Source organism: Candidatus Izemoplasma sp. (assembly GCA_036172455.1).
Classification (GTDB): domain Bacteria; phylum Bacillota_I; class Bacilli_A; order Izemoplasmatales; family Izemoplasmataceae; genus JAIPGF01.
In genome coordinates this window covers 147,630-163,255 of record JAXKVY010000004.1, presented here as the reverse complement: position 1 = coordinate 163,255, position 15,626 = coordinate 147,630, and the positions used below count along the sequence as shown (strand labels likewise).

Genomic DNA, 15,626 nt, shown 5'->3' with positions numbered 1-15,626 from the left:
ATTAAAAACTTTATAATGACTAGATAATATGACAAATAGCCACATGGATTAATAGACTAAACTATGCTCTTAAGTGTGCTTTTTCGACAGTATCATAGACAAAATAAAACCTAATTTAGTTTACAAAATATATTATTTGTGGTAGTATAAATTGAACTTCAGGGCAGGGTGTAATTCCCGACCGGCGGTATAGTCCGCGAGCGAAAGCTGAGTAGGCGCAATTCCTACACCGACAGTAAAGTCTGGATGGAAGAAGTTTGTCATATGCACTACTTTTATTATGACACTATTATGCCCTGAGTCTATTCTCAGGGCATTTTTTATTGGAGGTTGTTATATCATGGACAAATTTATGAAACGCGCTCTTGACCTTGCTAAAAAAGGGTATCCGCATGTGTATCCAAATCCCTTAGTTGGCGCAGTAATTGTGAAAGATGGTGTCATTATTGGCGAAGGATACCACCATAAGTATGGGGAGGATCATGCGGAGATTGATGCGCTTAAAAATGCCACATCTGATGTATCAGGTGCGACTGCTTATGTAACATTAGAGCCTTGTTCACATTTTGGTAAAACACCACCTTGTGCAAATGCTCTTGTTCAAGCTGGCATAAGTAAAGTTGTGATTGGTATGAAAGATCCTAATCCATTGGTCGCTGGTAATGGGATTCAACTTTTGAAAGACGCGGGTGTTGATGTTTTAGTCGAATCAGATGATACCCTCTTCCGTGATTTGAATAAGGCGTTTTTACAATATATTGAGGCACCAAAGCCTTATGTCATATTGAAAACAGCAATGACCGCAGATGGCAAAATTGCGACATATAATCATCATTCAAAGTGGATTACGAATGCTGAGTCACGTAAACAAGTTCATTACACACGTAACCGAGTATCCGCTGTCATGGTCGGTGTTAATACGGTTATTGCTGATAACCCAAGATTAACCGTTAGACTCGATAAGCCAAGATCATCTCAACCGGCAAGAATCATCATTGATAGTGCTGGCAAGATTCCACGTGATTCTAATATCATTCAAACAGCGCATGATATCATAACATTTATCGCTGTTGATAAACAACTTTCTAAAGAAAAATTAGCAGAATTAAAACAGACTGGCGCAATTCCATTGTTGTGTGACACAAAAGATAATCATGTCGATTTAAAACACTTAATGATTTTGCTTAAAAATGAAGGTATCAAACGGATTTTACTCGAAGGCGGAAGCACCTTAAATGCCGCATGTTTAGAAGCGGGTATTATAGATGAATATCAATTATATATTGCCCCTAAACTTATTGGGGGTAATAAGGCATTAACCCCTATTGGTGGGAATGGTATAGCCCACATGTCGGACGTTATTAACATGCGACTTGTCCGTGTTGATCAATATGGTGAAGATATGTATATGATTTATCAATTATAAAGGAGGCCACAAATGTTCACAGGAATCATTGAAGAAATAGGTACGATTAAATATATTAAAAAACGTCCAAAAAGTGTGAGTTTAACGGTATCCGCTAACAAAGTTATCGACGGGACTCAGTTAGGAGATAGTATCGCTACTAACGGAGTCTGTTTGACCGTCACTGACCTTAAACAAGAAAGCTTTGATGTTGATGTCATGTATGAAACACTAGAGAAAACGGCGATAAAACATATCGCTGTTGGCTCCAAAGTAAATCTCGAGCGTGCGCTTACCCCATCTACACGAATGGGAGGTCATATTGTCAGTGGCCATGTTGATGGTATCGGGAAAATTAAACAGAAACAACAAGTTGGTATTGCCACAAAATATACAATCAGTGTTGCAGAATCACTTAGTCGTTATATTGTGTCAAAGGGGAGTGTGGCAATAGATGGTATTAGTTTGACTGTAATTGATGTGACACCTACATCCTTTACTGTTTCATTAATTCCCCATACGAAAAATGAAACAACCTTACACGATAAAACAATAGGCGATACGGTTAATATAGAAAATGATATTGTTGGTAAATATATTGAAAAATTTATGAACACTGCTTCTACATCAAAAGGCATAACACAGGAGGTATTAAGAAAATATGGCTACTAATCCACAATTTAACACAATTGAAGAAGCTATCGAAGACATTAAGCACGGGAAAATGGTGGTTGTTGTCGATGATGAAAACAGAGAAAATGAAGGCGACTTAGTTGTCGCAGCTGAACACGCGACACCAGAAGTCATCAATTTTATGGCAAAACATGGAAGAGGGTTAATTTGTTTACCGCTTAAAAAAGATCAGGCAAAACAAATTGATATTTCATTGATGAGTAAACGCAACACCGAAGAGTTTCAAACAGCTTTCACGGAATCAATTGATCACATTGATACAACCACAGGTATCTCAGCTCATGAAAGATCATTAACGATTCAAAAAGCAGTGAGTCAAAAAGCGAACGGTAAGGAATTTAAAAAACCAGGACATATCTTTCCTTTAATCGCAGAAAATGGTGGCGTTCTTAAACGTGCTGGGCACACTGAAGCGGCTGTTGATTTGGCGTCTTTAGCTGGATTAACCCCGGCAGGTGTCATTTGTGAAATTATGAATGAAGATGGGACTATGGCCCGCGTTGATGATTTAATACCGTTTTGTAAGAAACATCAATTAAAACTGATCACCATTGAGGATTTAATTGCACATAGAAGCGAACAAAAACAACTTATTGAGCGCTCTGCAGAAGCTGACTTACCAACTGATCATGGGGAATTTAGAATGGTTGGATATGAAAACACCTTAAATAAAGAACATCACGTTGCTCTTGTTAAAGGAGATATTACGGCTGATGAACCCACACTTGTGCGTGTTCATTCAGAATGTTTAACAGGCGATGCCTTTTCATCGCAACGCTGTGATTGTGGTGATCAATTAGATGCCGCATTAGATAACATCAATAAAGAGGGTAAAGGTGTCTTACTTTACATGCGTCAAGAAGGACGCGGTATTGGTCTAATTAATAAGATTAAAGCTTACGCCTTACAAGATAAAGGCTTAGATACTGTTGATGCCAATCTTGCTTTAGGATTACCAGAGGATGCTAGAGATTATGGTATTGGTGCACAAATATTAAAAGACCTTGGCGTTGGTAAAATGCGGTTAATGACCAACAACCCCAAAAAGATACATGGTCTATCTGGCTATGGCTTAGAAGTTGTTGAACGTGTGCCAATTCAAACCAATCATAATGAACGCAGTCATCAATATTTAAAAACGAAAAAAGATAGAATGGGACACTTATTAAAATTTAAGGAGGAAACAAAATGAACAATTATCAAGGAAAATTAGTCGCAAAAGATTTAAAGGTACAAATCGTTGTTGGACGATTTAATGAGTTTATTGGCAGTAAATTATTAGAAGGCGCAAAAGATGCATTAATTCGCCACGGTGCTAAGGAAGATGATATCGGTGTCACTTGGGTACCAGGCGCATTTGAAATGCCATTAATTGCGAAAAAACTAGCAAATAAACAACAGTATGATGCCATTATCTGTCTTGGCGCAGTCATTCGTGGGGCAACCCCACATTTTGACTATGTCTCTGCGGAAGTCACCAAAGGAATTGCCTCAGTTAGCCTAGACTCAGAAATGCCTGTTGTCTTTGGCGTATTAACGACTGATACTATCGAACAAGCCATTGAACGCGCAGGCACAAAATCAGGAAACAAAGGCTTTGACGCTGCTGTGACAGCGATTGAAATGGCTAACCTCATCCGTGATATCGACAAGGATGCCTAAACACTATCAGACACTAATCCTCGACTATGATGGGACGCTTCATAATAGTATTCATATTTATGAGCCAGCTTTTCGAAAAGCTTACGCATATTTATTAAATGCATATGGTGGCCAAGAAAAGACGTGGTCTCAAGCAGAGATTAAACAATTCTTAGGACAATCGCCTAAAGAAATGTGGGCAAACTTTCCACTTGAATATAGCTCTCAAGCAAAACAAGAGGCCTCACAAATTATTACACAAACAATGCAAGAACTTTTAGATAAAAAACATGCAGTTTTATATGATCATGCGCTCGAGGTATTACGTAAATTAAAAGCACGAGGGTATCATCTTATCTTTTTATCTAATTGTAAGATGCAATATAAAGCCACCCATGATAAGACATTTGACTTAAGTAAATACTTCGATACCTTAATCTGTACAGAGGAATATGATTACGCACCTAAGGAAGACATCATAAAAGTGATTAAACAAAACTATCCGGCTGACTATGCAATAATTGGTGATCGATATCACGATATTAATGCCGGAATCAAAACAAACATTACGACAGTCGCGTGCACCTATGGCTTCGGATCAAAAGAGGAATTAGAACCGGCAACTTACCACATAGACAATATTAAAGCGTTACTGACTATATTTGAATAAAGGTAGAGAATTCTCTACCTTTTTTTGAGGGACACTTCTTCTTTTATGATCACTCATTATAAGCTTCGAAATGGTGGTTAAATCGATTAAAAAAAGACACGCGTTACAATTGCAAAACGCGTTAATTATGACTATAATATAATTGTAATCATTTCAATATTATATTAAATACAGAAAGGGAGATTTAATTAAAATGAATACTCAAATTACATTAATGAATCAATATGTTGCTGATTTATCAGTTGAAAATGTTAAATTCCATAACTTGCACTGGAATGTTGTTGGACAAAACTTTGAACAAGTCCATGTATATTTAGAAAAATTATATGATGACTTCTTCTTAAAATTTGATGAAGTTGCTGAACGTGTCAAAATGTTGGGTGAATTTCCACTCGCATCAACTAAAGAATACTTAGAACTTAGTAAAGTGAATGAGCTAAGTAATGATAATATAAAAGTTGATGAAGCATTGAAAGTGGCTAAAGAAGAGTTAGAATACTTAAAAACATCAGCGCTTAACATTCGTAAAGAAGCAGATAATAATGATGATTTTGTCACAGTCGCTTTAATGGAAGACCATGTGGCTGCTTATGATAAAGAAATTTGGTTCATTGAATCAGCTTTAAAATAAATACTCTTTAAGGATGTCCCAATGGATATCCTTTTTTTTATTTAAACATATATCTTTAATCTTACACTTATTAGTGATAAAATTATCTTGAGAGGTGATATGATGAAACATAATCATCTAGGGTCTGCTTTCGGGTTGCCATAATTTATTTAATTTTTAGCGCAATCTGGATTTTTGTCACAGACCTTACCCTTTTATATCTGAACACGAATGTTAAATTATATCAGTCCTTTTCAACACTTAAAGGGTTATTTTTTGTTTTTGCTTCTACACTGATTATATACTATGTGGTTCATAAAGAGGTTCAAAAAATTAATAATGCCCAACTGAATATTAAACAGTTGCGCGAATATGATACCTTGACAAATGTTCATAATCGAAGTAGTTATAATGAGAAAGTGAAGGAACTTTCTATGACAGGGGAAACGGTCTCTATCATATTAAGTGACATAAATGGTTTGAAACTCATTAATGAAATGTATTCATCTTATGAAGGGGATAATACATTAATTAACTATGCAAATATGTTAAGAGATATTGTTGAAGATGATGCTTTTATTGCTCGTATTGGTGGCGATGAATTTTGTCTCTTTATCAATGGGTATAATGAAGATCGCCTTGTAAACTATGTTCAGGAAATTAAAACAAAAATTATTAAAGAACGTATTTTTGACCTTCCACTCACAGTCGCTATAGGCTATGCTAGTACGGAGGAAACAACCAACATCCACGAAGCATTATCAATTGCGGAAGATCGAATGCTTAACAATAAATTAATCCTCCAAGAAAGCGCAAGCAGTTCCATTGTTAAATCTCTTAAAACAGCCTTGTTCGAACGCAGTGACGAAACAGAACAACATGCGAATCGGATAGCAGACTTATGTGTTCAACTCGGTCAAAGAATAGGATTATCGCATAATGAGTTAAATGATCTTAAATTATTTGCCATTTTGCACGATGTTGGGAAGATTGGGATTGAAGACAAAATTCTAAAAAAACCAAGTCGGTTAAATGAGTCAGAATATAAGCGAATGAAGCAACACCCATCTATTGGATATAAAATTGCGAGCAATGTTGAAGCCTTAGAGGGTATTTCATACTACATTTTAACACACCATGAATGGTGGGATGGCAATGGATATCCTAAAGGGTTAAAAGACGAAGAAATTCCACTTCTTTCACGTATTTTAAGTATTGTGGATGCATGGGATGCGATGACTAATGACCGCATATACCGTAACGCAATGAGTAAAGAGAATGCTATTCAAGAACTCATAGATTATAAAGGTACACAATTTGGTCCAATGCTTATAGAGGAGTTTTTAAACATTGTGAACTCAAAAAGGTAATCCCTCTTTTTGTTTTTTTTATTTGAAAACACTTACATTAGAAAACCGTTATATTTTACCATTAGGTGGTTGTTATTAAATGATTAATTTGTTAGAATAAATTATCAAATACGTATAATCGTTTTAATATGGAAAACAGTTTCTACCCTAGACCGTAAATTTAGGACTACGTACAATTGATCTATAACAATGTTATGGGTTTCTTTGTATGTCCTATCATACGGAGAAACCCATTTTTAATTGGAGGAGATCACATGGATTTACATGGTAAATTAATTCAAGAAGGATTAACATTTGATGATGTTTTGTTAATCCCACAAGCATCATCAGTAACACCTAATCAAGTCTCATTAAAGACGCAACTAACGAAAAATATTTCATTAAACATCCCGATTCTATCGGCAGCGATGGACACTGTCACAGAAGCAAGACTTGCTATTGCGTTAGCCCGTCAAGGAGGTATTGGATTCATCCATAAAAATATGCCAATTTCTGATCAAGCCAAACAAGTTGATTATGTAAAGCGATCACAAAGTGGTATGATTTTAAACCCGATTACACTTAACAATAAAAGCACACTGTTTGATGCTGAAGAGTTAATGTCTAAGTATAAAATATCAGGTCTTCCTGTTGTCAGTGAAAATGATACGCTGCAAGGTATTATTACCAATAGAGATTTACGATACCGAACACTTGATGATACGTTAGTCACAAAAATCATGACCAAAGAGAACTTAATCACAGCGCCTGTCGGTACGAGTTTAGATCAAGCCAAACAGATTTTACTTGATAACCGGATTGAAAAACTCCCTATTGTCGATAATCATGATATCTTAAAAGGGTTAATCACAATAAAAGATATTGATAATGTTGTGAACTACCCAAATGCATCAAAGGATGATAGTGGGCGCTTACGTTGTGGCGCAGCCGTTGGTGTCGGTGTAGATACATTAGATCGTGTAAAAGCATTGGTTGAAGCTGGGGTTGATATCATTACAGTCGATAGTGCTCATGGTCATTCAGAAGGTGTCATAGAAACCGTTAAAGCAGTACGTAAAATGTTCCCAGAACTTGATATTATTGCTGGTAATGTTGTTACCAAGGATGCTGCAAAAACACTGGTTGAATCAGGCGCAAACGCAATTAAAGTGGGGGTTGGTCCAGGATCAATTTGTACAACACGCGTAATTGCTGGAGTTGGTGTTCCACAAATTACGGCCATTAACAATGTGTATCACTATTTAAAAGATACTGATATCTGTGTTATTGCGGATGGTGGTATCAAATTTAGTGGGGATATTGTCAAAGCATTAGCCGCAGGCGCAAACACTGTCATGCTTGGATCATTACTCGCTGGCACAAAAGAATCCCCTGGTGAAGAAGTTGTCTTTAATGGCCGCCGTTTTAAAACGTATGTCGGTATGGGGTCTCTAGCGGCTATGAAGCGTGGGTCGAGTGATCGATATTTCCAAAAAGGAACAGGTGAAGCGAAAAAATTAGTGCCTGAAGGTATTGAAGGACGCGTTCCTTATAAAGGAGAATTAGCTGACACAATTTACCAACTATGTGGCGGCTTACGATCTGGTATGGGATACTGTGGAACAAAAGACATACCAACACTCATTAAAAAGGGACAGTTTGTTAAAATTACAGGTGCGGGATTAGTTGAATCACATCCTCATGATGTAAACATCACCCAAGAAGCACCTAACTATACTAAATAATCATTTGCGTATAATCGTTTAATAAGGAAACAAGTCTCTACCCTAGACCGTAAATCTAGGACTACGCAAAGAAAATATCATTGATAACCAATGAGATTTTTCTTTGTGAAAAATCTCATTTTTATATGAAATAGGAGGAAAAAATGAAACGTGTAAGTATTGTCATGGGATCTACATCTGATTGGCCAATTATGAAAGAGGCGTGTTTGATTCTTGAAAGTTTAGGGATTGAATATGCACGCGATGTGGTAAGTGCTCATCGTACGCCAAAGCATTTATATGAGTTTGCGTCAAATGCAAAAGACTTAGGTCGTCAAATCATTATCGCAGGAGCAGGTGGGGCTGCGCATTTACCAGGTATGATTGCCTCTTTAACACCACTTCCTGTCGTTGGTGTTCCAATTAAAACGTCTAAATTAAATGGGTTAGATTCAATGCTTTCAATTGTTCAGATGCCCCCAGGTGTTCCAGTAGGTACAATGGCGATTAATGGCGCCAAAAATGCCGGATTATATGCCGCAAGCATACTCGCTTTAACCGATCAGGATATCGCTTTAAAACTTGAGACATATCGCAAAAAGCAAACACAGTACGTCCTTGATAATAGAAAGCTTGTGATTTAATGAAAATCGGAATTATAGGTGGTGGCCAGTTAGGGATGATGATGGCTGAAGCCGCTCATAAAAACAACCATTATGTTGTTGGATTAGATCCACATTCTGACTGTCCATTACGACACGTAGCTGATGAGATGATTTGTGCGTCTTATGATGATAAAACAGCTTTTGATGAACTCGTCAATAAAGTCGATGTCATGACCTATGAGTTTGAAAATGTGGATATAGATTTAGTTGAAGAATACGCCTTTATGTTTCCCCAAAAAGCACAAGCCTTAACTGTCTCTAAACATCGTTTTACAGAAAAAGAGTTTGCCCAATCATTGAATATTCCAACACCGCAATTTCATATGTTGACAGATATTAAAAGCATTGTACCACCTGTTATTTTAAAGACAACCACAGGAGGATATGATGGAAAAGGACAATATATTGTTCAAACGCATGATGATCTAAATCAAACATCTATTGACATAAGTCAAGAGATAATCGTTGAAGAATATATTGACTTTGATTATGAAATCAGTTGTATTGTCACAAGAGATTTATCAGGCGAATGTGCTTTTCAACCCCTACCTAGAAATACCCATAAAGAGGGGATTTTATGGCTATCTGATGTCACAGAGCCATTGCCAATAACGGTTGTGAAACAAGCCAAATCCTATACCAAATCACTAGTAGATACCCTGGATTATGTTGGTACGCTTGCAGTTGAATTCTTTGTTAAAGATAATATGGTAATCTTTAATGAATTTGCGCCAAGACCTCATAACTCAGGCCATTTCTCAATAGAAGGTACAACGGTATCTCAATTTGATAATCATATCTTAGCGATGACAGGTGAGAAAGTCAAAATGCCTACTCAAACATCCCCAACACTCATGTTAAATATCCTTGGTGAAGATTTAGATTATCTAAAGTACATAAAAGACATTCCTTTTGGCCATATTCACATGTATCATAAAACCGATGCCCGTCCTAAACGCAAAATGGGGCATGTTACCTTTGTTCATAACAATTCACATAAACTAATTACAGAGATCACAACACTTATTGAGGCGATGTCATGAAAAAGCGACTCTTTATAGAACGGAACCCATCTTTACAAATAGAAACAGAGACACTGAAACAAGACATTAAAGATACCCTTATGATCACATTACCGTCATTAAGGTATTTTATCATATATGACCTTTTTGATATAGATCAATACCTACTTACTCACAGTTTAACAACTGTTTTTAGCGAACCAAATCGTGATAATATCTATGAGACATTACCAGAAACATTACATCATATCGCAATCGAGTCACTCCCGGGACAATTCAATCAACGGGCTGACTCTGCGATGCAATGTTTACAACTCTTAGACCCTTCTACGAAAGCAACGGTGACAAGTGGGTTTGTGATTTGTTTCAATGAAGTATTGACACAGAAAGAACTCAAAAAATTAAAACAGTATTTAATTAATCCTGTCGAATCTCAAGAAAAAAATCTGTCAGTTTTAACATTATCCCCACCGCCTTCTCCTAAACCTATTGGAGTACATAAAGGGTTTATTAATCGCAATCAAAGTGCCCTCAAACATATGCATGAGACACTTAATTTAGCGATGTCACTTGATGACTTACTCTTCATTCAGGATTATTTTATAGCGGAAGACCGAGATCCTACTGAAACTGAAATTAAAATCTTAGATACCTATTGGTCAGATCATTGTCGTCATACAACGTTTGAAACAGCCTTAGAAAATATCACATTTTCTGAAAATAATCTATCACAGATGATTAAATCAACGTTTGAAGATTATCTTCATACCCGTAATATAACTCATCGAACAACACCACTCACATTAATGGATTTAGCAACCATTAATGCAAGACTTGAAAGACATCTCGGTCATTTAGATGATTTAGAACTATCTGAAGAAGTCAATGCGGCAAGCATTGAAATCGAGATAACTGTCGATGGTAAAAAAGAACCTTGGTTATTGATGTTTAAAAACGAGACACACAATCATCCCACAGAGATTGAACCTTTTGGTGGAGCCTCAACATGTATTGGCGGAGCGATTAGAGATCCATTAAGTGGGCGTAGTTATGTCTATTCAGCAATGCGTATTACTGGCGCAGCTGATATCACTGAACCTGTGAATAAAACATTAGATGGTAAGTTACCACAAAAAGTAATCTCAAAAGAAGCCGCACGAGGTTACGCCTCATACGGTAATCAAATTGGCTTACCAACGACTTATGTTAAAGCCTTATTTCATCCCGGATATAAAGCAAAGCGGATGGAGATTGGTGCGGTTATAGGCGCAGTTAAAAAAATGGATTTAGTTAGACAAACCCCTATACCAGGTGATGTCATTCTTGTACTTGGTGGCAAAACAGGACGTGATGGCATAGGTGGAGCAACTGGGTCATCGAAACGGCATACACCTGAATCGATTGATGTGTCTGCCTCTGAAGTCCAAAAAGGCAATGCTCCAGAAGAGCGTAAGATTCAACGCCTCTTCCGTCATCCAAACGTCTCTAAAATGATCAAAAAAGCCAATGATTTTGGCGCTGGTGGCGTGAGTGTCGCAATTGGTGAATTATGTGATGGCGTACAGATCAATTTAGATAAATTAAAAACGAAGTATGACGGGATTAACGGTACCGAACTTGCGATTAGTGAATCTCAAGAAAGGATGGCTGTCGTTGTCTCTAAAGAAGATGTTAGATCCTTTAAATATTATTGTAAACAAGAGAATATTGAAGTCACCAAAGTGGCAGATGTCACAGATGATCACTATTTAACAATGACGTGGCAAAACAACGTGATTTGTCGGATTAAACGGTCGTTTTTAGAAACGGCTGGCGTGCGACAAACCCAACGTGTGTCGGTGAATCAATCCCTTCATCACAATCCACTTAATCAACGATTTGAAGGAGACACTCTCGAGTCGCAATTTCATCACATGTTAAAGGCTCCTTCAATCGCATCAATGCAAGGCTTATCAGATATGTTTGATGCGTCGATTGGACGAACAACTGTTCTCGCCCCTTATGGTGGGAAATACCAATTAACTAAAACACAAGCGAGTGTACATAAAATACCTGTTAAGCAAGGTATCACTGACACGGTATCATTAATGGCCTATGGGTTTGATCCATTTGTTTCTGAGAAGAGTCCTTATGTTGGCAGTGCCTATGCGGTCATTGAATCGATGGCTAAAATTGTCGCGTGTGGTGGGAATCATCAATCTATCCGATTTACCTTTCAAGAGTATTTTGAACGCTTAGAAAAAGATCCAGACAAATGGGCTAAACCTTTTACCGCATTGCTTGGTGCTTACCACATATTAAAAGGATTTCACTTAGCAGCCGTTGGTGGAAAAGATTCGATGAGTGGTACCTATCAAGACTTACATGTACCACCAACCCTCGTGTCATTTGCGGTTACGCACGAAAACAGTGATCACATTATATCCCCAGAATTTAAACAAAGCGATCATTATTTGTATCTATTTGATTATGATTATAGCGATGCGTATCTTCCAAATTTAACAACCCTAAAGACCCAATTTGACATGATTTATCATCATATTACAACAAAGCAGATTGTCAGTGCCCGCGCAATCACGACAGGCGGTATCGCGGAAAGTTTAGCAAAGTCAAGTTTCGGTAACAAAATAGGTGTGACTGTCGCGACTGTGTTACCCCTTTTTCAAAAGAAATATGGCGCAATATTAGTCGAAAGTAAGGTCCGTCTAGAAGGTGCTCACATCCATTACTTGGGTCAAACAACCTCTGATCCTGTACTACATATCAACGGGATACGTTTGTCAATTGATGATGCGATACAAATGAACCGTGCGCGATATAAAGATATTTATCCATTATATGCCCAACATGGATTTCAATTAGAAAGTGATGCTATAGACATGACATATGAAGCCCAAACCTACCCTAAGAAAGTTAGTCGGGTAACTGTGTTACAGCCTGTCTTCCCCGGTACCAATTGTGAATATGATACCATGGCTGCGTTTAAACATAAGCATGTGTTTGTGAAAACACTTGTCTTCAATAATCAAAATGAGACACAAATTAAACACTCCATTAAAGAACTCGTCAAGTGGATTAATAAATCACATATTCTGATGTTTAGTGGTGGTTTTAGTAGTGGTGATGAACCCGATGGTAGTGGTAAGTTCATTGCTAATGTATTGCGTCATAAAGAGGTTAAAGAAGCGATACATTCCTTTTTAGATAAAAAGCATTTAATCCTGGGTATCTGTAATGGATTCCAAGCCTTGGTAAAATCAGGATTATTACCCTACGGGCACATTCAACCACTAACAAGTCAAAGTCCAACCCTCCATAAAAATACGATCAATAGACATGTCTCACGATTTGTCAATACCCAAGTCTCTTCAATCAAATCACCTTGGTTATCTAGCTTTAGTTTAGGTGATATTCATACGATACCAGTAAGTCATACAGAAGGGAACTTTACAATCAACGAATCACTCTATCGTGAGTTAAAAGAACACGGACAAATTGCATTTCAATATGTTGATTACACAAATCAACCATCTTGTCATCCTAAGTTTAATCCAAATGGGTCTGATTATGCGATTGAAGGGATTATCTCTTTAAATGGTTTAATCCTCGGTAAAATGGGACATTCAGAACGGTATGCGCCAGGATTGTTTAAAAATATCACTGGCAACTTAGATCAAAATATCTTTAGAAATGGGATACAGTACTTTTTACAAGGAGGTCACAATGAATAAGCTACTCTATGAAGGTAAAGCCAAACAAATCTATGCATCTGATAATGCAAATGAGGTCATTATTCACTATAAGGATGATGCGACGGCATTTAATGGGGTTAAGAAAGCTGAGATTGAAAACAAAGGCATCTTAAATAATAAAATATCTGCGATTATTTTCACCTATCTCAAACAAAAAGGGATTCCGACACATTTTATTGAGAGGATCAACGCACGGGATCAACGTTGTCATAACGTAAACATCTTTCCTTTAGAATTTATTGTAAGAAACGTTGTGGCTGGGTCTATGGCTAAGCGTCTTCATATCAAAGAAGGCACGATACCACCGAACACGATTTATGAAATCTGTTATAAGAATGATGCATTAGGCGATCCTTTAATCAATGATCATCACGCTGTTGCCTTGAATTTATGTTCCTATGAAGAGCTGAAGACGATGTATGATTTAACAAAAGACATTAATCACTATTTAACAGAATTATTTCATCAAGAAAAGATTACGCTTGTTGATTTTAAAATAGAATTTGGTAAAACGGTTGATGGTACCATTGTTCTTGCCGATGAAATTAGCCCTGACACCTGTAGGCTATGGGACTCAGAGACACAAGAAAAACTCGATAAGGACCGCTTTCGTCGTGATTTGGGCAGTATTGAAGAAGCTTACGTTGAAATTTTAAATCGGATAACGATGTGATGATATGGATGAGATAACCTATTTATTTAATGATAAAATGAATGAAGAATGTGGTGTATTTGGTGTCATTAATGTTCCTAATGCAAATGAAGTTATGTATTATGGTCTCCATGCTTTGCAGCACCGTGGTCAAGAAGGGGCTGGGATCATATCAACCGATTGTGATCAATTCTATTCGTTAAAAGGACAAGGTCTTGTCAGTGAGGTATTTAATGAAGAAAACTTGAAATCGTTAAAAGGAAATACGGCTATTGGACATGTTCGCTATTCAACAGCCGGAGGGAGTGATGTCGCTAATATTCAACCATTTTTATTCAGACATCATACAGGGGATTTTGGGTTATGTCATAATGGGAATTTAGTGAACTCTAACGAACTCAGGCGACATTTAGAAATTAATGGCTCTATTTTTCAATCAACATCTGATACAGAAGTATTTGCCCACTTAATCAAGAAAGATTCACAAACAAATCGCCTTGAGGCGATTAAACAAGCTCTTAATCAAATTGAAGGAGCCTTCGCCTTTTTAGCGTTGTCAAAAAGCAAATTATATATTATGCGCGATAAAAATAGTTTACGCCCACTATCGTTAGCTAAATTAAATGGCGGCTATGTGGTAAGTTCTGAAACATGTGCCTTTGAACTTGTTGGCGCAACTTATATTCGCGACATTAAACCAGGAGAAGTCTTAATCATTAATCAAAAAGGAAAGATGATTTCTGATTTTTATGCCAAGAAAAGTTATCAAAATATGTGCGCAATGGAATATATCTACTTCTCTCGTCCTGATAGCGATATTGAGGGTGTCAACGTTCATATGTCACGTAAGGAAGCTGGCAGAATTTTAGCGAAGGAAAGTCCGGTTGATGCGGATATGATACTGTATGTCCCAGACAGTTCTACATCTGCGGCTTTAGGGTATGCTGAAGCAACCAACCTTCCAATTGAAATGGGATTAATCAAAAACCGTTATGTAGGGCGTACCTTTATTAAACCATCACAACACATGCGTGAAAAAGGGGTTAAAATGAAATTGTCCCCTGTTCCATCTTTAATAAAAGATCAGCGGATTATATTAGTTGATGATTCCATTGTAAGAGGTACCACCTCTAAAAAAATTATTCAGTTATTAAGAGATGCCGGTGCGAAAGAAATTCACATGCGTATTGCCGCACCACCGATTACACACCCATGTTTTTATGGCGTGGATACTTCTACTTATGACGAGCTCATCAGTGCAAAATATTCTGTACAAGAACTCAAAGAAGAAATCAACGCCGACTCGTTAGCGTTTATCAGTATTAAGGGTATTTTAAACGCGACAAAACGCACTAAATTATGCACCTCATGTTTTACCGGGAACTACCCGACCTATACCTATCAAGATATTACAAAAGCAAATACAAATGATAAATTCTAGGA

Annotated in this window: 13 protein-coding genes and 3 riboswitches; all 13 genes read left to right on the top strand. The window is 37.1% G+C overall.

The features are described from left to right. The first annotated feature begins 150 nt into the window (after nucleotides 1-150). A riboswitch (FMN riboswitch) is annotated at nucleotides 151-262 on the top strand. A 78-nt stretch (nucleotides 263-340) separates the two neighbouring features. Then, nucleotides 341-1,426, top strand: coding sequence for a bifunctional diaminohydroxyphosphoribosylaminopyrimidine deaminase/5-amino-6-(5-phosphoribosylamino)uracil reductase RibD (gene ribD, locus UMR38_07100; protein ID MEC9485628.1), 1,086 nt, complete (start codon nucleotides 341-343; stop codon nucleotides 1,424-1,426). A gap of 12 nt (nucleotides 1,427-1,438) precedes the next feature. Next, nucleotides 1,439-2,077, top strand: a complete 639-nt coding sequence (locus tag UMR38_07095) for a riboflavin synthase (GenBank protein MEC9485627.1) — start codon at nucleotides 1,439-1,441, stop codon at nucleotides 2,075-2,077. Further along, nucleotides 2,067-3,290: a bifunctional 3,4-dihydroxy-2-butanone-4-phosphate synthase/GTP cyclohydrolase II gene (locus tag UMR38_07090; GenBank protein MEC9485626.1), complete on the top strand. Its 1,224-nt coding sequence runs from the start codon at nucleotides 2,067-2,069 to the stop codon at nucleotides 3,288-3,290. Before UMR38_07095 ends, UMR38_07090 begins: the two co-directional genes overlap by 11 nt. Beyond that, entirely contained in the window at nucleotides 3,287-3,760 is a 474-nt protein-coding gene (ribE, locus tag UMR38_07085) for a 6,7-dimethyl-8-ribityllumazine synthase (GenBank protein ID MEC9485625.1), read from the top strand. Before UMR38_07090 ends, ribE begins: the two co-directional genes overlap by 4 nt. Beyond that, entirely contained in the window at nucleotides 3,753-4,409 is a 657-nt protein-coding gene (locus tag UMR38_07080; GenBank protein ID MEC9485624.1) for an HAD family hydrolase, read from the top strand. Before ribE ends, UMR38_07080 begins: the two co-directional genes overlap by 8 nt. Before the next feature lie 193 nt (nucleotides 4,410-4,602). Beyond that, nucleotides 4,603-5,040, top strand: coding sequence for a DNA starvation/stationary phase protection protein (locus tag UMR38_07075; GenBank protein ID MEC9485623.1), 438 nt, complete (start codon nucleotides 4,603-4,605; stop codon nucleotides 5,038-5,040). A 287-nt stretch (nucleotides 5,041-5,327) separates the two neighbouring features. Then, the gene (locus UMR38_07070) at nucleotides 5,328-6,389 is read left to right on the top strand and encodes a diguanylate cyclase (protein ID MEC9485622.1); all 1,062 of its coding nucleotides are present in this window, start codon (nucleotides 5,328-5,330) and stop codon (nucleotides 6,387-6,389) included. A gap of 90 nt (nucleotides 6,390-6,479) precedes the next feature. After that, nucleotides 6,480-6,578, top strand: a riboswitch (purine riboswitch). A gap of 65 nt (nucleotides 6,579-6,643) precedes the next feature. Beyond that, entirely contained in the window at nucleotides 6,644-8,113 is a 1,470-nt protein-coding gene (gene guaB / locus UMR38_07065) for an IMP dehydrogenase (GenBank protein ID MEC9485621.1), read from the top strand. Next, nucleotides 8,100-8,197, top strand: a riboswitch (purine riboswitch). Its footprint overlaps the gene before it by 14 nt. A gap of 59 nt (nucleotides 8,198-8,256) precedes the next feature. After that, complete coding sequence (gene purE, locus UMR38_07060; GenBank protein ID MEC9485620.1) at nucleotides 8,257-8,736, top strand: 5-(carboxyamino)imidazole ribonucleotide mutase; 480 nt, start codon at nucleotides 8,257-8,259, stop codon at nucleotides 8,734-8,736. Beyond that, nucleotides 8,736-9,800: a 5-(carboxyamino)imidazole ribonucleotide synthase gene (locus UMR38_07055; protein MEC9485619.1), complete on the top strand. Its 1,065-nt coding sequence runs from the start codon at nucleotides 8,736-8,738 to the stop codon at nucleotides 9,798-9,800. Before purE ends, UMR38_07055 begins: the two co-directional genes overlap by 1 nt. Continuing rightward, a complete protein-coding gene (locus tag UMR38_07050; protein MEC9485618.1) occupies nucleotides 9,797-13,510 on the top strand; it encodes a phosphoribosylformylglycinamidine synthase in 3,714 nt (1,237 codons plus the stop codon). Before UMR38_07055 ends, UMR38_07050 begins: the two co-directional genes overlap by 4 nt. Next, nucleotides 13,503-14,204 carry a phosphoribosylaminoimidazolesuccinocarboxamide synthase gene (gene purC / locus UMR38_07045; protein MEC9485617.1) on the top strand — a complete coding sequence of 234 codons (702 nt, stop codon included), beginning with the start codon at nucleotides 13,503-13,505 and terminating at the stop codon, nucleotides 14,202-14,204. Before UMR38_07050 ends, purC begins: the two co-directional genes overlap by 8 nt. A 4-nt stretch (nucleotides 14,205-14,208) precedes the next feature. Continuing rightward, the gene (gene purF / locus UMR38_07040; GenBank protein MEC9485616.1) at nucleotides 14,209-15,624 is read left to right on the top strand and encodes an amidophosphoribosyltransferase; all 1,416 of its coding nucleotides are present in this window, start codon (nucleotides 14,209-14,211) and stop codon (nucleotides 15,622-15,624) included. Nucleotides 15,625-15,626: the final 2 nt, after the last annotated feature.